General features: G+C 35.5%; 26 protein-coding genes and 1 pseudogene. 13 read left to right on the top strand and 14 right to left on the bottom strand.

Annotated elements, in window-relative coordinates; genetic code table 11:
- Nucleotides 1-350: 350 nt before the first annotated feature.
- Nucleotides 351-701, top strand: coding sequence for a hypothetical protein (locus AACK98_RS01315; RefSeq protein WP_339041732.1), 351 nt, complete (start codon nt 351-353; stop codon nt 699-701).
- A gap of 551 nt (nt 702-1,252) precedes the next feature.
- Here AACK98_RS01315 and rpoN read toward each other — a convergent pair.
- The 3 genes and pseudogenes from rpoN to AACK98_RS01300 all read right to left on the bottom strand — a co-directional run bounded on the left by rpoN (nt 1,253) and on the right by AACK98_RS01300 (nt 4,443).
- Complete coding sequence (gene rpoN, locus AACK98_RS01310) at nt 1,253-2,587, bottom strand: RNA polymerase factor sigma-54 (RefSeq protein WP_339041730.1); 1,335 nt, start codon at nt 2,585-2,587, stop codon at nt 1,253-1,255.
- A 134-nt stretch (nt 2,588-2,721) separates the two neighbouring features.
- Nucleotides 2,722-3,123: pseudogene (tnpA, locus tag AACK98_RS01305) on the bottom strand (IS200/IS605 family transposase); the annotation flags it as partial.
- 1,125 nt (nt 3,124-4,248) lie between these two features.
- Entirely contained in the window at nt 4,249-4,443 is a 195-nt protein-coding gene (locus tag AACK98_RS01300) for a hypothetical protein (RefSeq protein WP_339041729.1), read from the bottom strand.
- A gap of 185 nt (nt 4,444-4,628) precedes the next feature.
- Between AACK98_RS01300 and AACK98_RS01295 the strand changes: the two genes are divergently transcribed.
- The 3 genes from AACK98_RS01295 to AACK98_RS01285 all read left to right on the top strand — a co-directional run bounded on the left by AACK98_RS01295 (nt 4,629) and on the right by AACK98_RS01285 (nt 6,333).
- Nucleotides 4,629-4,877, top strand: a complete 249-nt coding sequence (locus AACK98_RS01295) for a hypothetical protein (protein ID WP_339041727.1) — start codon at nt 4,629-4,631, stop codon at nt 4,875-4,877.
- 73 nt (nt 4,878-4,950) lie between these two features.
- A complete protein-coding gene (locus tag AACK98_RS01290; protein ID WP_339041725.1) occupies nt 4,951-5,838 on the top strand; it encodes an IS982 family transposase in 888 nt (295 codons plus the stop codon).
- A gap of 120 nt (nt 5,839-5,958) precedes the next feature.
- Entirely contained in the window at nt 5,959-6,333 is a 375-nt protein-coding gene (locus AACK98_RS01285; protein ID WP_339040222.1) for an IS1 family transposase, read from the top strand.
- Between the two features lie 6 nt (nt 6,334-6,339).
- Here the strand turns inward: AACK98_RS01285 and AACK98_RS01280 are convergent, their stop codons facing one another.
- The 3 genes from AACK98_RS01280 to AACK98_RS01270 are packed head-to-tail and all read right to left on the bottom strand — an operon-like array spanning nt 6,340 to nt 7,509.
- Nucleotides 6,340-6,915: a hypothetical protein gene (locus AACK98_RS01280; protein ID WP_339041724.1), complete on the bottom strand. Its 576-nt coding sequence runs from the start codon at nt 6,913-6,915 to the stop codon at nt 6,340-6,342.
- On the bottom strand, nt 6,875-7,102 hold the full coding sequence (locus AACK98_RS01275) for a hypothetical protein (protein ID WP_339041722.1): 228 nt from the start codon (nt 7,100-7,102) through the stop codon (nt 6,875-6,877). The genes AACK98_RS01280 and AACK98_RS01275 overlap by 41 nt, the downstream gene beginning before the upstream one ends.
- Nucleotides 7,103-7,125: 23 nt before the next feature.
- A complete protein-coding gene (locus AACK98_RS01270) occupies nt 7,126-7,509 on the bottom strand; it encodes a hypothetical protein (RefSeq protein ID WP_339041720.1) in 384 nt (127 codons plus the stop codon).
- A 220-nt stretch (nt 7,510-7,729) separates the two neighbouring features.
- Between AACK98_RS01270 and AACK98_RS01265 the strand changes: the two genes are divergently transcribed.
- Both AACK98_RS01265 and AACK98_RS01260 read left to right on the top strand, forming a co-directional pair.
- Nucleotides 7,730-8,173 (top strand): hypothetical protein, encoded by a 444-nt coding sequence (locus AACK98_RS01265; protein WP_339041718.1) that lies wholly within the window; start codon nt 7,730-7,732, stop codon nt 8,171-8,173.
- A complete protein-coding gene (locus AACK98_RS01260; RefSeq protein ID WP_339042498.1) occupies nt 8,077-8,379 on the top strand; it encodes an IS1 family transposase in 303 nt (100 codons plus the stop codon). The genes AACK98_RS01265 and AACK98_RS01260 overlap by 97 nt, the downstream gene beginning before the upstream one ends.
- Here AACK98_RS01260 and AACK98_RS01255 read toward each other — a convergent pair.
- From AACK98_RS01255 to prfA, 4 genes are all read right to left on the bottom strand, one after another.
- Nucleotides 8,376-9,245: an IS630 family transposase gene (locus AACK98_RS01255; RefSeq protein ID WP_339040258.1), complete on the bottom strand. Its 870-nt coding sequence runs from the start codon at nt 9,243-9,245 to the stop codon at nt 8,376-8,378. The genes AACK98_RS01260 and AACK98_RS01255 overlap by 4 nt on opposite strands.
- Before the next feature lie 511 nt (nt 9,246-9,756).
- Nucleotides 9,757-10,986, bottom strand: a complete 1,230-nt coding sequence (gene ispG, locus AACK98_RS01250; RefSeq protein ID WP_339041717.1) for a flavodoxin-dependent (E)-4-hydroxy-3-methylbut-2-enyl-diphosphate synthase — start codon at nt 10,984-10,986, stop codon at nt 9,757-9,759.
- Nucleotides 10,987-11,015: 29 nt separating this feature from the next.
- Nucleotides 11,016-12,641: a 2,3-bisphosphoglycerate-independent phosphoglycerate mutase gene (gpmI, locus tag AACK98_RS01245; RefSeq protein ID WP_339041715.1), complete on the bottom strand. Its 1,626-nt coding sequence runs from the start codon at nt 12,639-12,641 to the stop codon at nt 11,016-11,018.
- 5 nt (nt 12,642-12,646) lie between these two features.
- A complete protein-coding gene (gene prfA / locus AACK98_RS01240; protein WP_339041713.1) occupies nt 12,647-13,720 on the bottom strand; it encodes a peptide chain release factor 1 in 1,074 nt (357 codons plus the stop codon).
- Between the two features lie 368 nt (nt 13,721-14,088).
- On the opposite strand from prfA, the gene AACK98_RS01235 reads away from it, so the two are divergent.
- On the top strand, nt 14,089-15,513 hold the full coding sequence (locus AACK98_RS01235) for a UDP-N-acetylmuramoyl-tripeptide--D-alanyl-D-alanine ligase (protein WP_339041711.1): 1,425 nt from the start codon (nt 14,089-14,091) through the stop codon (nt 15,511-15,513).
- A 183-nt stretch (nt 15,514-15,696) separates the two neighbouring features.
- Here AACK98_RS01235 and AACK98_RS01230 read toward each other — a convergent pair whose 3' ends face one another.
- The 4 genes from AACK98_RS01230 to AACK98_RS01215 all read right to left on the bottom strand — a co-directional run bounded on the left by AACK98_RS01230 (nt 15,697) and on the right by AACK98_RS01215 (nt 17,831).
- Nucleotides 15,697-16,212 (bottom strand): DUF6765 family protein, encoded by a 516-nt coding sequence (locus AACK98_RS01230; protein WP_339041709.1) that lies wholly within the window; start codon nt 16,210-16,212, stop codon nt 15,697-15,699.
- Nucleotides 16,213-16,243: 31 nt separating this feature from the next.
- Nucleotides 16,244-17,114, bottom strand: a protein-coding gene (locus AACK98_RS01225; RefSeq protein ID WP_339041707.1) for an IS630 family transposase whose coding sequence is annotated in 2 segments (ribosomal slippage) — nt 16,244-16,789 and nt 16,791-17,114 — 870 coding nt in all. Because the reading frame shifts where the segments join, the coding sequence is not laid out codon by codon here.
- Between the two features lie 71 nt (nt 17,115-17,185).
- The gene (locus AACK98_RS01220) at nt 17,186-17,329 is read right to left on the bottom strand and encodes a DUF6765 family protein (RefSeq protein ID WP_339041683.1); all 144 of its coding nucleotides are present in this window, start codon (nt 17,327-17,329) and stop codon (nt 17,186-17,188) included.
- Nucleotides 17,330-17,453: 124 nt separating this feature from the next.
- Nucleotides 17,454-17,831 (bottom strand): DUF6765 family protein, encoded by a 378-nt coding sequence (locus tag AACK98_RS01215; RefSeq protein ID WP_339041681.1) that lies wholly within the window; start codon nt 17,829-17,831, stop codon nt 17,454-17,456.
- Between the two features lie 658 nt (nt 17,832-18,489).
- On the opposite strand from AACK98_RS01215, the gene rpmD reads away from it, so the two are divergent.
- The 6 genes from rpmD (at nt 18,490) to rpsK (ending at nt 22,253) form a co-directional block, all read left to right on the top strand.
- On the top strand, nt 18,490-18,672 hold the full coding sequence (gene rpmD, locus AACK98_RS01210) for a 50S ribosomal protein L30 (RefSeq protein ID WP_339041679.1): 183 nt from the start codon (nt 18,490-18,492) through the stop codon (nt 18,670-18,672).
- 29 nt (nt 18,673-18,701) lie between these two features.
- Nucleotides 18,702-19,163: a 50S ribosomal protein L15 gene (gene rplO / locus AACK98_RS01205; protein ID WP_339041677.1), complete on the top strand. Its 462-nt coding sequence runs from the start codon at nt 18,702-18,704 to the stop codon at nt 19,161-19,163.
- Between the two features lie 118 nt (nt 19,164-19,281).
- Entirely contained in the window at nt 19,282-20,595 is a 1,314-nt protein-coding gene (secY, locus tag AACK98_RS01200) for a preprotein translocase subunit SecY (RefSeq protein WP_410519906.1), read from the top strand.
- Nucleotides 20,596-20,599: 4 nt separating this feature from the next.
- The gene (locus AACK98_RS01195; RefSeq protein ID WP_339041673.1) at nt 20,600-21,265 is read left to right on the top strand and encodes an adenylate kinase; all 666 of its coding nucleotides are present in this window, start codon (nt 20,600-20,602) and stop codon (nt 21,263-21,265) included.
- A gap of 220 nt (nt 21,266-21,485) precedes the next feature.
- The gene (gene rpsM / locus AACK98_RS01190; protein ID WP_339041671.1) at nt 21,486-21,863 is read left to right on the top strand and encodes a 30S ribosomal protein S13; all 378 of its coding nucleotides are present in this window, start codon (nt 21,486-21,488) and stop codon (nt 21,861-21,863) included.
- A gap of 15 nt (nt 21,864-21,878) precedes the next feature.
- The gene (gene rpsK, locus AACK98_RS01185; RefSeq protein ID WP_410520006.1) at nt 21,879-22,253 is read left to right on the top strand and encodes a 30S ribosomal protein S11; all 375 of its coding nucleotides are present in this window, start codon (nt 21,879-21,881) and stop codon (nt 22,251-22,253) included.
- Nucleotides 22,254-22,482 lie beyond the last annotated feature (229 nt).

The following is a 22,482-nucleotide window of genomic DNA, read 5'->3' as shown; positions in this document are numbered from 1 at the left end:
CAATTAGGAAAATACTATAATTGATATAAACTGAGATCAAAAACAGAAGAATATTTTATAGTATTAAAATCTGGATGCAAACTAACACAAATTGTTCATCATTTTATAATTATAACTTGCATTAGATATTGTATTTACAATGCAATATTGTATCTTTAATAATAGTTATATATAATGCTGGTTGAATAAAATAACTTATTTTTAACTAAGCATCATTTTATAGAAATAACAAAATAGCTTTTTGTGCAGCAATTTGTCATAAAAATTCAAATAAAACTTGCAAGCACGAGGTTTATTAAACTAAATCTTTCATTAAATACATTATTATAACTTAATTGTGTGATGGTTATATGGCAGTATGTCCTTGTTGTGTTCCAGCTGCAACTGCAGCAGCAGTTACTTATGGTGTTTTAACAATGTTCGGGATAACATTTGATAAAAAATGGATTATTTACTCAGCACCTGTGATATCTTTCTCTGTCTTTGCAAGGTATAGTATTTACAAGGTTAGCAAAAATGACGATAGTGAGAAAAGTTGCTGTACAATGCAAAAGAATGTAGAAGAAAACTTGTTGTATAGTACAAATTTAATTAACAATAATACAGATGTTTGCTATACCACAGATCATTATCCTGTAGATGAAGAAAGTCATATTGTAGATAATTCTCTCTCAACTATAAAACCATCTTCTGACATTTAACTTATCTAGAACAATTTATCATTGCTATTGAAATTCCTTGGGAATTATAAATCTTATACGCCGCAGATAATAAAAATAGAGTTGGTCTTTCATTAGACCTCTTGCATAACCTGTTCCAAACTGTGATTTGATTGTCACTAAAACATAAAAACACTCACGTGGATCATTGTTTGGTGACGTTTTGCAAAAATCTACTCTATAAGAATTTCTACCTCAGAATGAGGTTATGCAAGAGGTCTATTGTGTATAGTATATATAAATTAGATTTTAAAAGAGACTAGGAGGTCCGCGCGCAAAAAGTCTCAGAAGCTGCAAAAATGATGTTTAGAGTGTCAAAATAGTGGTTTAAATCCGTAAGAAAATGTTATAAAAGACCCAAAAACCTTATGGATTTTGTTAAATAGTATTTGCTAGGTACAGGACAAATTATACATCCGAAAATTAGTGCTGGGGCCTTCGGCTTTAGGCTCATTTTTGTACATTTAATTTTCAGCAAAACAACTTTTGGCGGATAGACTACATAAGTTAACATAAAAATTGCAGTGCTTTACTCAAGCAGAAAGATTTAAGATATTTTTTCTGTGTTGAGATTTAGGAATTTTCATTGATTCCCTGTATTTGGTAACAGTACGCCTAGAGATTTTGATGCCTTGTGATTGTAGTGCCGTACATATCTTTGCATCTGACACTGCTGCTCTTTGGTCTTCAGAGTCAATTAGTGCTTTAATTTTGTGTTTGATCACTTTATTTGAGTAAACATTCTCTGAAATAGCAGATTGTATAGCGGGAGTCAGAAAATATTTTATACTGAACGTTCCAAATTCCGTGCGTATAGTTTTATTCGATATTCTGCTGATAGTAGACTCGTGACACTCTAAACGTTCAGCCAAGCTCTTAAGTGTCATAGGCTTTATATATACTGGACCTTCAAGAAAGAACGCGTATTGCTCTTCTAATATAGCATTTGTCACTTTAATTAATGCTTTATTACGATTTGATACTGCGAGTAGTATAGCATTTGCGCGTTGTATATTGTTCTTACAATATTCTTTTTCTGTTTCGGAGAGGTCTTGTTGTTTTATAATATTTATATATTCTCTATTTATTTCTATAGATGGAAGAGATTTGTCATTTAACACCGCAGAAAAGCTATTGGATATTTCATCGCGTATCACAATGACGTCTGGAATAAGAGTTTGCACCTTGTTGCTAGAAAAATTGCTTCCTGGTTTTGGGTTAAGTTTGTTGATAAGTTTTATCTTATTTAATATATCGCCTTCACTTGTGCCAATTATAGTTTTCAGCTTTTTCAATTCAGATTTCGCTATTAAATCTAGATTTTCTAGGATTTTTATCATGATATCATCTAATATCCCATTTTCTGCGCACTGTATTTTGAGACATTCTTTTAGATTTCTTGCATACACTCCTGTTGGCTCAAGAGTTTGTAATTTTGGCAAGATTGCTTCAATATCCTCGATGCTTTTTCCAATCTCTAACGCGATATTTTCTATAGATTCTGTGATATAACCATTCTCATCAACATATTCTGTAACAGCATGCCCAAGCACTGCGTTTTCATTTTGCCCTTGGAAAAGCAGATTTATTTGTCCTTGTAGATGTTGTTGTAATGTAACTTCTTCTGTTTGGCTGAGAATTAACTTTTCTTGACTATTTAACTTTTCTTCAGGACCTTCGTTTATTTCATTATTTGTGTTTTCCAAATCTATAAACGGATTTAACTCTGCCTCTTGCACGAGATAATCAGATAATTCATGGGAATGCATCTGTAATATTTCAAGCGATATACGCATCTCTTTTGTAATTTGCAGAGAATGCGTTTGCACATTAGTAATTTTCTGACTTACTGCATTTCTTGCCAACATACAAATCTTACAAATGAATTGTTTAGTAGTTCGCGGCCGCAAAGATGAAGTGATAGCTAAAGTAGTATCAATTACTACCGGCTAAAGCGCGGTAGTTTGTGTAACGCTTGCAAAGCAGATTAAAAGCGTAAACGCTAAAACTCTGATATTCTAAAATCATCTTTTTTGTGATGTTCCTCATGCTGTTCTATATATTTTTGCACTTCTTCTGAATTCACATTGCCAACTGTCACAACAAAATACCCTCTGGCCCAAAGATGTTGCCCACAATACCGCTTACGGAGCAGTGCAAATTCCTGTAGCAACTTACGACTACTTATACCTTTAATATATTGCACAGCTTTAGATATTGATATACTAGGCGGAACCAATGCTAATATATGTACGTGATCAGGACTCATACTGCCACTAATTATATTTATGTAATTAGCAGCACATATTTCTCGGATTACTTCCCTAGTTCTAATCGCAACTTGCCCAGTTAAAACTCTATACCTATACTTAGTACAAAATACTATATGATACTTTAGGTCATATAGGCTGTGGGATCATCTCCTATATTCCATTCGTCCTCCCTTAGCACATTTCCTAGATAACTAATACTAAAGTGTTCGCCTAAAGGCGAGGGTGTTAACCATATCACATATAATTACATAAAATAGGTGTAATAAATTTTTATTTTATTTCAGGCAAGAGACTGATTTAAAATTTATCAAAAAGATAAAGACCCGCATGCCAGTTTTATACTGCTTTAACTGTAGCACTGCCTTAAGTAAGTGTACACGCGCATGAATTTGAATGACATGATTCTTTTAGAGTACCAGTTTAATTTCTAAGTCAAATATTATATATTTGCGAAGAGATTAACTAAGTAATACTTTAAAAATCAGGCCAAAAAGATCAGCGCATGTGACTTATGAAGGCAGTGCCATATACCAAATCTAACAAATAATAGAGCACTTTAGCTTCGTCTTTCTTAAAAATTTAAGTGCGCTCTTTGCCGGCAGTGCCTAGTACAGCTAACTCAAATCTCATCTTCAAAGTCTTATCTTAAATTTTTTAAGAAAATACGCGGCGATTACATGCTGTGATTTGGTATGATACTTCAATAAATTTATTTGATGTTATCACATGGAATACAACTTTAAAAGGAGTTACAAGCGATAAAGATGTAAGAGTTTTTCATAAAGCTATATAGTATTTCTGTGAAAACCAAGCAGCAGTAAGATTACACAGTCAAATACTTTAGTTAGCACTATAAATTCCAAGATTAAAATCAAGAAATTTATTTATATACTTATTATACTTTTCAAAATTGACGCCTCTTAAAAAGACAGCTCGTTATGTATTGATTATATATGCCACTCGCATTCTTGCTAGTTCTTTGTGAAGCATAAAGAGTAACAAACACCGTAGAATTTAAAACCTCTCTAGTTTCCAAATCCATCATAACATGAAATTTACGATAACGTTTTAAGCCTTTATATTTTCTATCTGTAGTAATTCTTTCATGCCAACCACTGAAATTATAAACGCTAATCCCTTTGCTATCCGCAGCAACAAACATAGGAGAAGTCTTATCTCTTACATAACTTTTTGCTTGCGATCTAAAGTTTTGATCCTTCTACACATAGTAGTATAGTCAGGAATTTCATCTAGTATTAATTTCTGCCGATCTCGTTTAACCCTTCAAAACTACAAATCGAATCTATTTGCTCATGAAAAGGTGATAATTTGTCGTCTCTAAATGAAGATAATGTATCACATTGCTTTGCAATGGTAGTTAAGTAATCACGATCATAAAAATTGTTATCTCGTATATCGAAACGTGAAATTCCCTGCACAGGTTGCCCCATTGCATTGGTACCCTTCCACAGATATTCAATTGAATAAGTATCTAACTTTTGTATCTCCCAGTTACAAGTCTTGCAAAAGGTTTTCATATTAAATTCTTGGCATTGCTAACCAAGAATAGATTTTGCTTTTAAATTCGCGTATATGTATACTGCCTTGATAGTAAGTTATATTGGAAGCATTATATATGTTAAGTTGTAAGCATTGTGGCAGCATAGGAAGCACAAAGAATGGCTATATTAAAGGTCGTCAGAGGTATAAGTGCCTAGAGTGTAAAAAGAGCTATAAGTCTGGAGATATGAGAGTAAAGTACAGCCTTAATAAAAAGATGAAGGTTGTTAGTATGTATCTGGAGGGAGTTGGAATTAGATCAATCGAGAGATTAGAAAAGGTCTCGAGTCCACTTATAATAACCCCAGTTCGACGTAAGGAATAGAGAAATAAGATTAGCGGCATAAGAATGGAACCATTAGAATTCCTCCAAAACCACTACATTTTGAGGATATACCATGGTTCCCTTATTAGAGCTATACTGTTATATAGATGACTTTTGCAAGCTATTTGAAGAGCAATTGCAGAATCGAGGTTTATGCAGTGAGAGAAGATTAAGACATAGGCAATACATGCTGAGCTTATCAGAGATCATTACAATACTTGTGATGTTCCAACTTAGTCATTATCGAACATTTAAAGATTTTTATAAAGACTGTCTAAGCATACACTATGCGTCGGAATTTCCAAGATTAGTGAGTTACAATAGATTTGTTGAGCTTATGAAGCATGCTGTTGTGCCACAGATGGTTATGCTACGCTCTTTATCTGGAAGTAAGACTGGTAAATACTATATTGATTCAACAAAGCTTGAGGTTTGTCATAATATGCGCATAAGAAGACACAAAGTTTTCAAAGATATAGCAAAACGTGGGAAAACATCAACTGGTTGGTTCTTTGGATTTAAATTGCATATTATCATGAATGATTGTGGTGAAATTATTAATATATCAATAACACCTGGTAATAAAGATGATAGAGCAGTTGTAGAGAATCTTGCACGCAACTTGAAAGGATGGCTGTTTGGAGATCGTGGATATATATGCAAGAACATAGCTAAAAAGCTACGTGCTCAAGGTTTAGAGCTAATTACTAGACTTAAGAAAAACATGAAAGAAAAGCTATATTCTGAAGCTCAAAAATCCTTTTTAAACAAGCGTAACTTTATTGAAACAGCTATAGGACAACTGAAGAATATCTGTCATATACAGCACACAAGGCATAGATCAACAACTAATTTCTTAGCTAACTTATTTGCTGGAATAACTGCTTATACTTTAAAACCAAATAAACCAGCAGTCTCATGGAAAAATAAAATAATAAACTTAGCTCTTATATCGAACTGAGGTTATAATAAAGTGGATTAGAAAATTCTCAAAGCTTCTAAAACAAAGGCTGAATGATGTTACGATACCTGAGGATGCCAAGCAAATCTCAATTATTGAGCTGGATGAGCTTTTTAGTTATTGCCAAAAAAAACTAACAAAGTCTACATTTGGCTTGCTGTTGATAGGGACAGAAATAAAGTTGTTGATTTTGAAGTGAGCATTGTCAGGGATTTTGCATCCTATCTTCCGATTGCCATGCGATTACAAAGTAGCTACGAGATAGAGATATCATGCAGTGACCATTACGACGTTTATGAAAAATTTAGGATTGCTAAAAAACACTATTCTACTAAGGCAGAAACGTCTTTAGTGGAATCATTCAACTCATTAATACGGCACTATTTAGCCAGGTTTCATCGTAAAACCAAACGTTACAGTAAGGCCATAGATATGATCTATAACTCTATCCTAATGCTTTTTAATAAAGACTTGCTGATATCTATCTTTAGTTAGCAATGCCTAATATTTAGCGCCAATAGGAGAAGACCCATACATCATATACTTGTAAGATTTACCTGTATTTAAGACAAGACCTAGATTTAAATCCTTCATTAATTGATCAAACTTTACATTTTCTCCTGCTAAATAGTGCTTGCTTTTATTAAAACTAAACTGCTCCAGCCTCTCTTTACTTTGCTTAATAAAACCACCTAAGCCACTTAAATTATTAGAAATCTTATTTTGCATTTCTTTAAGGGTGTCTATAGCGCTATGAACAAATTTATCTACATTTGTATGATCTAGACTCCCATCTATACCAGGCGCCCATAGATCCTTTTTCTCTAGCTCAGGCTTTAAATCAATATTGGCAGCTTTGGCCAATAAATTTGCAGCCGTATTGCTATTTTGAACATGACAAATCGAATTAGGACATCCTGGTATCGGAAGTTTATAGTCATAATTACCTGAATTAATCTGCCGGCCAATCTCCCACATCTTCTCCATCTTGCCCTGGATTTCTTCATCTGTTCCTGTGATGGTGTAGACTTTTACCCTATTTCTTATATTCAAGTCTTCTCCCAATAATTTTTTCATTTTCTTCTATATAATCAGTATAAATTACTTTTAGATCATCTGTAAGCATACCGCTATCCTTCTCCGGTCCTGCTCTTAAGATCTTGTTGTGACCTTGACTATCAGTACTTAAAATATAGAGATGTTGCGCCAGACCAAAAGTCCTCTCTACTGGTCTTGCAAAAAATTCAATAGTTGATGATTTCATAGTTTATTTCTTTTTAAAAAATGTTATGTAACAAGTGCTGTAGTTTTTACTCCACCAATATACAATAATTTATAATTTTTATCACCCATAAACCATATTTGATATACTCCAAGAGGATCAAAACTAAGTAAATCACTGTTATATTTGCACCAATAGATTATATCATATTCCTTCATATCACTTGGCAGACCTTCTTCACCTGATATATCTTCACACTTTGCACCAGATTGCTCAAATAATTTCATCATTTCCCTCATATCAGAACCAAGCGGAAATTTCTTTTGTAGATCTGCCTCAAATTGATCACTATCTTTATAGCGCTCAAATTGAATAGGCCGAGTATCTAGAAGCTCTTTAGCATATAAATACGAAAAAAAGACAGCTATGACTATTAAAAACTTCTTCATTATTCAATCTTGAATAAATAGTTGATGATTTGTTGCGTTTATAATCAAAGCTGTAAGTTAAGAGGTTGTATGAATAGTATAAGACTATGCTACCATTAAGATACAAAAGTCTTCAAAAGTAGAAGAGCTATTTGAGGCTTGGTTATTCTTTTTTTGAGAGTTTTCACAATTAGATAGAAGTATGATATGATCACTTTTTTAAAAACTAAAGAGTGGTTTTATGGTTTGTTGTAAGGGATGTGGTTCTGATATCTTGGTAAAAAATGGCATTGTGAGGGGTGTACAGCGTTATAAGTGCAGATCATGTCTTCTAAATTTTGTTGAGGGCGATCTGCGCAAGAAGCCTCAAACAGCTGTTAAGAAAGCATTATGCGTTATGCTATATAGTCTTGGTAATGGCTCTTTTTCTATGTTAGGCAAGATATTAGGGCATTCGCCGTCCATAATTTATCGCTGGGTAGTTGAGGCGATGGGCAAGACTCAGGAGCCAGTTGTCTCCTCGGATATTATGGAGATGGAATTTGACGAGATGTGGCATTTTATTGGTTCAAAAAAAACAAGCTTTGGATCATTAAAGCGGTTGATCGTAGTACAAGGAGAACCGTTGCATGGGTTACAGGCAATCGTGATACTGCAACATTCCAAAAGCTCTACGACAAAGTGAGTCATCTAAAAGAATGTCATTTTTATACGGATGATTGGGATGCTTTTTCTAAAATTTTACCAAAAAAGCGTCATACGATCGGCAAGTCTGGCACAGTATGTATCGAGAGAGATAATAGCAACACGCGACATCATTTAGGCCGAATGACACGGCGCACTAAAATCGTTTCGAAGAAAGAGTCAATGCTATATAGCATAAGTGACTAAGGTGCTGACAATTTAATTGTATTAAAAACAGCATCATAAAGAGTATCAAATAAATCTATAGTTTTTCTAATTTCATTTTTTATCTTAAACCAGTAATGCTCTATAGGATTTAAATCAGGAGAGTAAGTTGGTAAAAATAATATGTAACAACCCACAGATTCAATTAACTCTTTCACTTTAGGATTCTTATGGAAGTTAATGTTATCCATAACAACAGTTTGTCCAGGTTTTAATTCTTTAATTAACATCTCCCTAATATAAGCTTCAAAGACCTCTTTATTGCAATTACCCTCAAATATTACGGGAGCAATAAGATTACAATTACAAAGACCAGCTATCATACTTATTCTAGTTTTATGTTGATACACCTTTTCCCCATAGCACCTTTCTCCTAAAATACTACAACCATATCCTTTACAAGCATTATCTTCTATTCCAGATTCATCAAGATATACTATTTTATCTCTTGTGATGGTTTTTATCTTTTCAATAAATTCATGTCTTAACGGAATATCTCTTTTCGGATGAAGATGAGTTTTTTTATAGCTATAACCAAGTTTTTTTATCGCCTGTAAGATCGTTGTAGGTGATATATTACACCACTTCTTTGCTAGTTCTTTTGATGTCATAGCAATATTTAATTCAAAAAATTCTTTAAAATCTTCTAGATTTTTGATCTTATGACTGTGACCTTTTTGATAACCACTTGCTGCTTTCAAAGAACCGTGCTTATCTTGCAGAATTTTCCACTTATAGATAGTATCACGACTCACTCTAAATAGTTTACTCACTTTAGTGATTCTTGCACCATTTTCTAATGCTTCTATTACTCTTACCCTAAGTTCTATTGGATATGCTCTTGCCATAATTTTATGCTTTTTATTTCATACTCACTTTTTATATCTTAATTCCTAACTTTTGTCAGTATCTTAGTCACTTATGCTATACGGATCCATTAAGCTTTGGTGCGCTCTTACAATGCCACAAATATTTAAACAATACCAAGAAGAACTTTTATCTATCTTTGTGTGAAAACTCTCCTTTTTTTGTGCAGCTAGTAGATAAAATTGTTCTAATAAGTTGTTTTAATGCTTTTCTGCAGCTTAGCAAAATTAGTCTATTCGCCAAAAATTGATTTGCGACATAAATAAATTTTTGTGGAGAAGTTAAATGTGCAAAAATTAGCTCTTAGATCTGTCCTCTGCTAATTTTTGGATATATTAATTGCTCCTGCGCCTAAAAACACTACTTTCACAAAATCCGTAAGTTTTTTGCACTGACTTATAACATTTTCTTACGGATTTAAAGCGCTATTTTGACACTCTAAGTGCTATTTCATGCCTCTCCTGAGACTTTTGGCGCGTACTATCTCAAGTGCTATAATTTCTCGAACTTTCCATCAACGTAATCGCAGATTATTTTTTTAAAATCTACAATTATATTCTCTCCTCTCAGAGTTGCGATCTTTAATCCATCCACGAAAACAGGTGCAACTGGTGCTTCTCCTGTTCCTGGGAGACTGATTCCTATATTTGCATGCTTGCTTTCTCCAGGACCGTTCACTATACAGCCCATAACCGCTACTTTTAGAGATTCAGCGCCTATATAACGCGTCTTCCACTCCGGCATCATTGAAATTAGAAACGATTCAACATCTGATGCTAGCTGTTGAAAATATGTGCTAGTGGTACGGCCACATCCAGGACACGCAGAAACTTCAGGAACAAATGTGCCAAGCCCTAAACTCTGAATGATTTCTCTACATAGCAAGACTTCTTGCGTTCTAGATTCGCCAGGCTTTGGTGTAATTGAAGCGCGCACTGTATCGCCTATTCCTGATTGCAGTAATATTGCAAGCGCTGCAGAAGTAGCAACAGTGCCTTTAGTGCCCATTCCAGCTTCAGTGAGACCTAAATGCAATGCATAGCTTGATAGCTTCGCAAGCTCCGTATAAACCGCAACTAGATCTTGTAGCCTGCTGACTTTCGCAGAAATTACTATTTTTCTAGGAGACATTCCGATTTTTTCTGCATGAGCAGCGCTATTTAAGGCAGAATTAACAATCGCGCTTCGCATAACACAGTCAGAAGGATCTGGCGTATTTTTTAGATTATTAGCATCCATAAGATTTGCCAGCAGATCTTGATCTAAGCTTCCCCAATTCACCCCAATCCTGATTGGCTTATCGTATTTCAAAGCCATTTCTATGATGCTTTCAAATTGCTTATCTCGTTTTGCTCCAAAGCCTACATTCCCAGGATTTATCCTGTATTTATCAAGCGCACTTGCGCAAGTGCTATATTTCTCCAGAAGGTAATGCCCATTATAATGGAAGCAGCCAACTATTGGTGCAGTTATATTTAACTCATGCAGCTTCTCTTTTGTATATGGAACCGCTCTTGCAGCTTCGTCATTGTTCACTGTAATTCTAACAATATCGGAACCTGCTTCTACAAGTTCAGCAATTTGATTTACAGTAGATGAGATATCTGCAGTATCAGTATTTGTCATGCTTTGAATAGCAATAGTATTTCCACCACCGATAATAACATTTCCGATTTTTACAGAATGCGTTTTTTTTCGATTAATTAATGGCAGTGCTACCATAATGAATACTCAAATTTTTTGTGTTCAAATTACTTGTTAGCAGAGACTATCAGACTCTTTCCAGTCATACCACTTGGCGTATCTATGCCCATAAATTGCAGTACTGTTGGAGCTATATCTTTGAGCTCTCCGTCTTTCAAAGCTATATTAGACTTCTTGCATAACTCAATTTCTGATGACGCCTGGTGCATCGCATCAATGCTAAAGGTCATATGCATATTAGAATACACGCCTTCTTTGCGCGTCTCAACTCCTACCATCCCCTCCTCACCAATAGCTTCTGCAAGAGATTTGTTATAATTGCCAAAATAGATTAATGGAACCTTGTTCATTGTGTGAGCAGTGTGCCGCTGATTACTAGTCTTGTCAAACATCTCTTCGGCATTGCCGTGATCTGCAGTGATGAGCAGGTGCGCCCCGTATTTTTGGGCTGCTTGCATTATTTCTCCAATACAGCTATCTATGGTTTCGCAGGCAATTTTTGTTGCTTCGAAATTTCCTGTGTGGCCTACCATATCTGCATTTGCAAAATTCACACATATGAAATCATAATAATTCTTTTGTATGTTTTCAACAACCGCATCTTTGACTTGTACTGCGGACATTTGCGGCGCTAAATCATAAGTCGCAACTTTTGGAGACGGAATTAAGACTCTATCTTCATTATTATACTCTTTTTCCCTGCCGCAGTTTAGGAAGTATGTTACATGCGCATATTTTTCCGTCTCTGCGATTCTTATTTGTCTTTTTCCTGCGCGTGCTATAACCTCACCCAAGGTGTTTTGTACAGATTCTCTAAGAAACATTGGATTTATGTATTCTGCCAGTTCATTTGAATACTGAGTCATAGATGTCATATAACGAAATGATGGATTTCTTGTATCCGCTAGCATCTTAGCAATTTGTCGCATTCTATCCGGCCTAAAATTAGCCATAAACAAAGCATCATCATCACAAATTCCTTTATATCCTCGCAAGATAGCAGGAGGAATAAACTCATCATACAGAGAATTTGCGTAACAATGCTCCATATACTCGATCGGATCTTTAAAATGAGCGTCTACCTTTCCAAGCATTGCACCAAAGTAGCGCTCTGTTCTATCGAGCCTCATATCGCGATCCATTGCAAAATATCTTCCAGAAATTGTAGATATTTCGATATTATTATCTATAAGCTTTTGTATATATCGAAGCGCGCTTTTAGGAGAAGTATCCCTTCCATCTGTGATTGCATGCAGCAAAACGTTAATTCCAGAATCTTTTAGTATACTGGCGCACGCGACTATATGATCTATATAAGAGTGCACACCACCATCTGAAATAAGAGCTACTAGATGACATCGATTGCTACCACCTTTACAATTCGCAAGCAGATTCTGAAACATAGGATTAAACATAATGGATCCATTTTCAAATGACTCACTTATGCGCACAAGATCTTGTTTTATTACCCTCCCTGCGCCAATTGTCATATGTCCGACTTCAGAATTTCCAAACTGTCCATCAGGAAGGCCTGCTGCTTTACCACTTGTGTCTATTAAGGAATGAGGCATGCTCTTAAATAGCATGTCGAAGTTTGGCGTATGCGCAGCAAATATTGCGTTATGCTGCACATTTTGTGAATAACCCCAACCATCTAGTATACAAAGTATCAACACACCTAAAGCTCTGCTAATTTTTTGGTACAATCGTCACTAATTAATGGATCTATAATTGGATCCAACTTCCCCTCATTTAACATCTCATTCAACGAATGTACCGTAAGGTTAATTCTGTGGTCTGTGACTCTACTCTGTGGATAGTTATAAGTCCTGATCCTCTCAGAGCGATCACCACTGCCTATTTGATCTTTTCTAATCGCCGCTCTCTCACTAGCCTTCTTTGATCTTTCAGCATCATATATTCTAGCTCTGAGAATTTTGAATGCTTTAGCCTTGTTTTTGTGCTGTGATTTCTCATCTTGTTGGCATACAACTAAGCCAGTTGGAATATGTGTAATCCGAACTGCACTGTCTGTAGTATTAACGTGCTGACCACCGGCTCCACTTGCCCTATATACGTCTATTTTACAATCTTTTTCATCAATTTGAAGATCTACTTCCTCAGCTTCTGGCAGCACAGCAACAGTTGCAGCTGATGTGTGTATTCTTCCACTAGACTCTGTTTCTGGAACTCTTTGCACCCTATGTACGCCTGATTCAAATTTCAGCCTTGCAAAAACTCCCTTACCGCTGATACTAGCTGAAGCTTCTTTATACCCATCAAGACCAGTTGAGGATAAAGATAGTATTTCAAACTTCCATTTGCGCTGCTCTGCATATTTTTGATACATCCCAAACAGTACTGCAGCAAACAGTGCAGCTTCCTCACCGCCAGTTCCAGCCCTGACTTCAAGTATTACATCCTTATCATCATCAATATCCTTAGGTATCAGCATCACTTTTATCTTGTCAGACAATTTATCTATTTTTCTTTGAAGCTCATACTTTTCTTCTTTTGCTAGACCTTTAAATTCTTGGTCGTATTCATCGCTCTCCAGTATTTCAGATAACGATTTATATTCGTTGCTCGCATCATTATATTGACGTATGACAGATACTATATCATCCAACTCCGCTCTTTCTTTGCTAAGTTTAATGAATTCCTGAGAGGAGAGTTTATCACTGCTCAGCAACTTTTCTTCTGTCTGTTCATATCTTTCAAGTATCTTCAACAACTTTGCGCTAAAGTCCATATTCTCCTAATCTAAAACTCTTAACATCTTTATATATCTCGTCATACTTTTCAAAATTAGTGCCTTGTAAGAATGCTACCCATTAACACTTGCGCCTAAATTTTTCCCAAATTAATGTATGATATTTGACTCAGAAATTCATTTATACTCTAAAAAGTCATACCATTAAAAATCCGCGTGCATACACTTATGAAAGTAGTGCATATAACAATGCCTGGCACCATCATAGCATGATTGTAACAATTTTTATAGTGGTTATCAGAATTTTGTTGTACAATCCTCCATGCCGCTTAAATAGCAGCAAGAATTTTGTTGTTTAGTTTCTTGCTACCTTTTTATATACAGATCATTAACAGGCGCTTGGAATTATGTATGATGATATAATTTGGAACAATCTTTCTTTAAGTGCAGCGCTGACTATGGAAATAAAGGTGCCGCTAAGCGCTACTGGGATCTCAATTGATAGCCGCAAAAGTCAACACGGTGATATATTCATAGGTATATCTGGAGAAAATTGTAATGGCGGGATTTTTGCAGATGAAGCTATCGAGCGTGGTGCATCATTTGCAATTGTTGATAATGATGCAAAAAGCCATATAAAGAATCTTGATAAAATCATAGTTGTAGAAGATACGCTTTCTGCACTAAACAGAATGGCCGAACATAAGCGCTCGATTATAAGCGCGAAGGTCGTCGGCATTACCGGAAGTGTTGGAAAAACTTCAACAAAAGAAATGGCGAAAATTGCTCTGCAAGAAGATAAATTTGATGTCTTTGCAAACGCTGGGAACTTCAATGGCAATTATGGCATGCCACTATCCTTGGCAAGCATGCCAGATAATTTCGATTGCTGTATCCTCGAAATTGGCATGAGTGAGAAAGGTGAAATTGAAAAATTAACAAAACTTGCGCGGCCTGATGTTGCAATTATCACAGAAGTAGGTCCAGCGCATCTTGAATTTTTTGATTCAGTTGAGAAAATAGCTGACGCAAAAGCTGAGATTTTCCTTGGGATGAAAAGAGATAATGGTGTTGCTGTTTTAAATGCAGACAATAAGTATTACGATAGACTAAAAAAGCATGCAGCTGCAAGTGGTCTCAAGGTAATAAGCTTCGGTAGTGCAAATTTTTGCGATCTGCAACTTATCTCAACTTCTATAGAACGTGCCTTTACCAATATAGAGGTGATGTGCCACGGCAAGAAACTGCAATATAAGATATCTACTATTGGAGATCATTTTGTAATGAACAGCCTTGGGATGCTTGGAGCTGCTCTTGCACTTGGCAGGGATATATCAAATGTTGTAAGTAATATGCATAAATTCTCCCCAATCAAAGGAAGAGGAGAAGTGCATTTAGTGAAAGGCGACATTATAGTAATAGATGAGTCATACAACGCAAACCCCATCTCAATGAGGGCTGCTATCTCGAGGCTTGGAAAGCACAAGAAGTCCAATAATAGACTCATAGCAGTAATGGGAGATATGAGAGAGCTAGGAGCAGGCTATATCAAGATGCATGAAGCATTGTTAGACTATATCATCAAATGCAAAATAGATAAGGTTTTCACTATTGGAGATTCTATGAGTAGTTTGTTTAGAATATTGCCAGGCAACATAAGAGGATCACACTACGTATCTTCAGAAATTGCCAAAGAAGATATAAGAAAATTTTTGATGCCAGGTGATGTTATTATGATAAAAGGTTCATTTAGCATGAATATGGCATCGATAGTTAGCAGTATTATTGGATATGAAATGATAAGCGCGCCAAAAGTCTCAGCAGCGGTATAAAATAATGTTGAGAGCGTCAAAATAGCGTTTTAAATCCGTAAGAAAATATTATAATAAGCGCAAAAAAATTTACGGATTTTGTGAAAGTAGTATTTGCTAAGCATAGGAAAATTAATATATCAGAAAATTAGCGCAGGGCAGATCTAAGAGCTAATTTTTGTACATTTAATTTTTCGAAAAAATTTATTTGCGCAGCAAACCAATTTTTGAGGGATAGAGTAAATGATAAGCGCTATAAGCTTGCAAAAGGTTTTTGACAAACTCCAGTTGCTTTACAGCCGCAATCTGAAAGCAAAACCAATGCGTTGTTCTATAAAGCTCTGCATCACGCCACCGGTATACGTATTGCCCGATTACGCTTGTTAGCGCTTCTCTTTTCCACGCGAATTTATCATATTCCAGAATTGGACTTCCTGAATATTTGATCGCTATTTTTGAATATTCAGCAATTCTATTTCTTCTTTCTCTAGCACTAAAAAATCTCTGTGCACGATAAGTATTCCATATTGTTATTAAATCTTGTTCAATAATTTCCCATTCAAGTATGAGATTCTGCTTACTAATGTTTGGTTTCTTTACCTCAAATAGTATAGAAAATAGACTAAAAGCAGCTTCTAAAAATCTTTTATTATTATCTATTTTAGGATTCTTTAATCTTGGATCACACCATTTTCTACATAGCTCATCAGGAGCAGACATAGCGTCAGCATGTCCTATATAGCATAAGTGACTAAGGTGCTGACAATTTAATTGTATTAAAAACAGCATCATAAAGAGTATCAAATAAATCTATAGTTTTTCTAATTTCATTTTTTATCTTAAACCAGTAATGCTCTATAGGATTTAAATCAGGAGAGTAAGTTGGTAAAAATAATGTGTAACAACCCACAGATTCAATTAACTCTTTCACTTTAGGATTCTTATGGAAGTTAATGTTATCCATAACAACAGTTTGTCCAGGTTTTAATTCTTTAATTAACATCTCCCTAATATAAGCTTCAAAGACCTCTTTATTGCAATTACCCTCAAATATTACGGGAGCAATAAGATTACAATTACAAAGACCAGCTATCATACTTATTCTAGTTTTATGTTGATACACCTTTTCCCCATAGCACCTTTCTCCTAAAATACTACAACCATATCCTTTACAAGCATTATCTTCTATTCCAGATTCATCAAGATATACTATTTTATCTCTTGTGATGGTTTTTATCTTTTCAATAAATTCATGTCTTAACGGAATATCTCTTTTCGGATGAAGATGAGTTTTTTTTATAGCTATAACCAAGTTTTTTTATCGCCTGTAAGATCGTTGTAGGTGATATATTACACCACTTCTTTGCTAGTTCTTTTGATGTCATAGCAATATTTAATTCAAAAAATTCTTTAAAATCTTCTAGATTTTTGATCTTATGACTGTGACCTTTTTGATAACCACTTGCTGCTTTCAAAGAACCGTGCTTATCTTGCAGAATTTTCCACTTATAGATAGTATCACGACTCACTCTAAATAGTTTACTCACTTTAGTGATTCTTGCACCATTTTCTAATGCTTCTATTACTCTTACCCTAAGTTCTATTGGATACGCTCTTGCCATAATTTTATGCTTTTTATTTCATACTCACTTTTTATATCTTAATTCCTAACTTTTGTCAGTATCTTAGTCACTTATGCTATATTTGGTATTATAATAGATTTGATATCTAAAAAGCCATTAAAATCATCCATAGTTCCAGTGAAATTTTGATGTGCCCATGTGTCTAAAAATGCGTGAGTTGCAATGCCTATCCAATATAAATCACCGCTTTGCAATGCAGAATACATCAATAGACCTCTTGCATAACCTCATTCTGAGGTAGAAATTCTTATAGAGTAGATTTTTGCAAAACGTCACCAAACAATGATCCACGTGAGTGTTTTTATGTTTTAGTGACAATCAAATCACAGTTTGGAACAGGTTATGCAAGAGGTCTAATATTCTCGATGGCACGCTTCCTGCTACAGTCATCATATGGTGTTTCTTTCCATCTTTTCTATGCATATCTGTACTGTGACTTTGCGAAGAAAAACCTGGAATAAAGTGAAACGCTATATAAATTTGATGCATAATGCTTTTAGGAAGAGTAATATCATGCGTTTGTGTTATCATGCTTCTATAAATAATTACGTCGCTACCACGGCTTTTAACATATGCTTGAGCAGTGTTGTCGTCCACATATTGAGACGCATAAGCTATTATTTCCGCCTCATTTCTGTTAAAGCCTGCCTTAATATAAACTAGATATGTAACGTAATAGTGAAATTCTATATCCATTTTTTGATTGATATGTTGTGTTGTTGTGGTATAAAGAGTGGTCATCCGTCGTTATCAGGCATCACTTAGGTGTTTTGCTGTTTGTGGTATTTGATATGCTATTCACATATATGCCTCGGGCTTTGTATGTTATACGTGTGTGCTTTTTCTGAAAAGCTAGTTTTTGTTACTCTTGCTTATTATAGCTTTTGCAATTCATCTTCAGGAAGTTTGCTTCGAAGCCTGCCATGCATATTTTGAGCAGTCTCTTAAGATGACTGATATAATATGGAGAATCTAAGCTTTGCAAACGTACTGTGTTAGTTCGTTTTTATTGCTTATTTGTGCTTAGTTTAACTTATTGTACAGATTGTTTTTACATGATGTTTAATCTGTGGGTGTAGAGTTTTCTTCGGATGAAGAGTAGCCAGATGCATTTTATTACTTACTCTGTTATGTTTAAGTATCGCTGTGTCGTCTGCTAATTACGAGCTTTTCTAGTCCGTTCGTCTAGGTGGACTTGTTAAATGGTTTGTCTTTAAAAAGCTTTGAGAGAGTAAATTTTGGAGCTATGTGCACTTTTAAGCGCATAAGTTTTTAAGGTTTGTGACTGCTTGCAGCTCTGATTTTAAATTGATATTTTGATACCTGGACTATAAATACGTGAGGTTTTATTTTTATGACGAAAAAAGGAGTGATACAAGTTAAGCAGATACGAGGCTCTATAGGATCTGTACAGGCACAAATTGCCACCTTAAAAGGCCTTGGATTGAATAAAATCAATAAAGTATCCACACTTCAGGATACTGCAGCTGTGCGTGGGATGATACAGAAAGTTAAGCATTTAGTAGCTGTGCTATAATCAATATCAAAAATAAATATGGAAAAAGTATGCTAAATATTTTAAAGGACAGCAAAGGTGCCAGAAAAAAGTCCAAGAATCTAGGGCGTGGTATAGGTTCTGGAAAAGGGAAAACTTGTGGTCGTGGTGGTAAGGGTCAAACAGCTCGTAGTGGTGTTGCATTAAATGGCTTCGAAGGTGGGCAGATGCCACTATATAGAAGAGTTCCTAAGCGTGGTTTTAATAGCTTAAATAAGTTGCGTTATCAGGTTGTGACTCTTGCTGCAATCGATAGACTTATAGAAGATAAGCGTATTGATTCTTCTTTTGTGACATTTGAATCTTTAAAAGGTGTTGGGCTTGTTAAGGGCCATGACACAAAAATCAAGGTGCTTGCTAGTAAAGATCTCAAAAATTTACCTATGAAGATAGAATTGCATGCTATTTCTAAGAGCGCTCTAGAAGCGATAGAAAAGAACGGTGGCAGCGTTGTAATTTTGGGAACAAAATAGCTTAAGATCTAACATTATATCTGCTTCTTATATTCAGTATGACAGAAGTAGTTTTATGATATCTGATTGTTTTGTAGTTTGCTTTTTAGTATTTTTAATAATTACTTGATATTTGTTGATGCTAGCACCGAATTTAAATCCTACGTCCAGTGCACTTGGGGCTTTAGGCAAAAAGTTTTTGATGGTTTTTTTTATACTTGTGGTATACAGGGTAGGTACTTATATACCGCTACCAAGTGTTGATTCTGCTGCATTATCTGAAACTTTTAACGGCCATGTAGGTGGTATACTTGGTATGTTTAATATGTTTACAGGTGGTGCACTTGGCAGGATGTCCATATTTGCACTCAACATCATGCCGTATATTACGGCTTCGATAGTAATGCAACTTCTTTCTGCTGTTTCTCCCTCACTTGCAAACCTTAAAAAAGAAGGGGAATCTGGTAGAAAAAAGGTGAATCAATATACAAGATATTTAACTATCTTGTTATCTATTTTTCAAGGATATGGTGTAGTTGTTGGAATAGGCAATGCAGGAGCGTCTGTCCAGGGAATTTCTAGTGTTTACCTTATATTCATATCTATTATCACACTGACTGCAGGTACAGTCTTTGTGATGTGGCTTGGTGATTGTATAACACACCAAAGCCTCGGAAATGGGGCTTCTTTCATAATATTTACTGGGATAGTTGCCGAGTTGCCATCCGCACTCGTTTCGCTCTTTGAGATGGGCAAGGTTGGCTCTCTTTCTGTTTTTGTGCTTATTCTTTTGTTGGTCATGATGGCCTGCATCATAGGCTTTATAGTGCTCATGGAGAAAGCTCAAAGACGGTTGTCTGTGCAATATCCAAGGCGCCAAGTGGGAAATAAGATATTCGGAGGAGAATCCACACATCTGCCATTGAAACTAAATGTATCTGGCGTCATTTCTCCAATATTTGCAAGCGCTATACTTCTATTTCCAACGACTATCATTAGTTTTTTAGGCTATAATAATGATAGCGCCATCCACCAGTTCATAGCAAGCAACATGGTGCATGGTAAAATCTTATACATGCTTCTATACTTAGCTTGTATAGTATTCTTCTGCTTTTTCTATACATCTATAGTTTTTAATCCTGTAGAGACTGCTGATAACTTGAAGAAAGCTGGGGCTGTGATACTTGGTAGAAGGCCTGGCAAGAATACTGCTGACTACTTAGATCATGTTCTAACCAGAATAACTGTTATAGGTGCCGGTTACATAGCTTGTGTTTGTATAATACCGGAACTTATTATGTCCAGATATTCAGTCCCATTTTACCTAAGCGGCACTAGCCTTTTGATTGTAGTGAATGTTGTCATAGAGCTTTTTACTAATGTACAAACACATATTATCAGCAATCAATATCATGGATTACTGAAGAATAATAAAATGATTAAAAGAGTGTAGATGTATGCGGTTCATTCTTTTAGGTGCTCCCGGAGTAGGGAAGGGAACACAAGCGGCAATGCTTGCAGAGCATTATGGACTCGTATCATTGTCTACCGGTGAGATGTTAAGGCAAGCTGTGGATTCAAATACTGAGCTTGGTACAAAGGTTAAAAGTGTGATAGAATCTGGACACTTAGTTGATGACTACATAGTGGAACAGATAGTAAAAGAAAGGCTTATCCAAAAAGATTGTGGTAATGGATTCATTATTGATGGGTTTCCTCGTACTGTATCACAAGCTGTTGCGCTTGATGATATATTAAAGCGGCTACATAAAGATGACGTATACGTCATCTTTATTGATATGACAGAAGATGACTTAAGAAATAGGCTACGAGGAAGAATATTGTGCGCGCAGTGCAAGTCTGTTTACAACACTTTATTCTTCAAAGATGAAGAAGAAAATATTTGTCCTAGTTGTGGTTCACGTGAATTTGTACATAGACCTGACGACGATGATGATGCAGTTCATAGGCGTTTCGTAGCATATCGCGAGAAAACAGCACCTGTTGTCGATTTTTACTCGAAACATCCAGGGTTTATAAGAGTGAATGGTGCACTGAGTATGGAGCAAGTTTTTAGGTCTATAGTTGATAGGATATCAAAAGTGATGTTGACTTTTGTGTAAAATTTAATACTATTGTGGACTGTTGGAGGATTGGGGTTGCTGAGCTGTTTTATTATAGCCTTGGTTTAATCCACCTTTAGTGCTTTGCTACAGGCAGGTATTTAGAGGCGGCAGCATTCTTTTGTCCATTCTCTTTTGCTTCTTGTATTTTTGCAGTTGCGAGAGGCTTGCGTTGTGGTTGTTTAATTTTATTCTAGAATGCGAAGAGTGAGGTGTTAGAGTGGCGCGTATTGCGGGTGTAAATATTCCAGCTAGTAAAAGGGTAGAGATTGCGCTGACATATATATATGGAATAGGTCGGTTTTCTGCTCTTAATATATGCAGTAAGGCCAATGTGGACTTTAGTAAGAGAGTACATAGTCTATCTGAGGATGAAGTCAGTAGATTAAGAGAAGTAATAGATTCTGCTTATGTTGTTGAGGGTGATTTGAGGCGTGAGGTCTCTGTAAACATAAAAAACCTGATTGACATGAAATGTTATAGAGGGATGAGACATGTTAGAAAATTGCCAGTAAGAGGGCAAAGAACTCATACTAATGCTAGAACTAGAAAAGGTAAAGCTATTGCAATAGCTGGCAAAAAAAAGGTGACTAAGTAGTAATTTATGGCAGTTATGAAATCAAATAATAAAAAGAAAAAAAATGTTGCTGTCGGGGTTGCTTGCGTGTCAGCTACTTTTAATAACACCATAGTTAGTATAACTGATTCTTATGGAGATGTTTTGGCTTGGGCGTCTGCTGGGAATAGTGGTTTTAAAGGTTCTAGAAAGTCCACACCTTATGCTGCGCAGGTTACAGCTGAGAAGGCTGCGAAAGCTGCTATGGAATTTGGGCTCAAGACTGTTTCAGTTAAGATGAAGGGACCTGGTGCTGGTAGAGAATCTGCTGTACGTGCTTTGGCTGCAGCTGGACTTAACATTACAGCGATAAAAGATATAACACCTGTTCCACATAACGGTTGTAGACCTCCAAAAAGGCGTAGGGTTTAATCACTCAAATTCTAGATGAGTGATTGTACTTTGAGTCTTAGTTTATGGAACGCCTTATTATCTATAAGCTTACTATTTGAGAAGCATTTTGACAGAATTTGTAACTCATAATTACATGTTTCTGTTTATTGTTAGATATAATTTGTATAGTTGAGGTTATACTTAACTACCTTATGCATTCTCTTTATGTAAGTCCTGTTGTGTATTTGTCTTGATTGATGGTGTGTTG

This window comes from Candidatus Lariskella endosymbiont of Hedychridium roseum (assembly GCF_964020185.1).
Lineage (GTDB): Bacteria > Pseudomonadota > Alphaproteobacteria > Rickettsiales > Midichloriaceae > Lariskella.
Note: the sequence above shows the minus strand (reverse complement) of the source record. Positions and strands in the feature narration are given on the sequence as shown.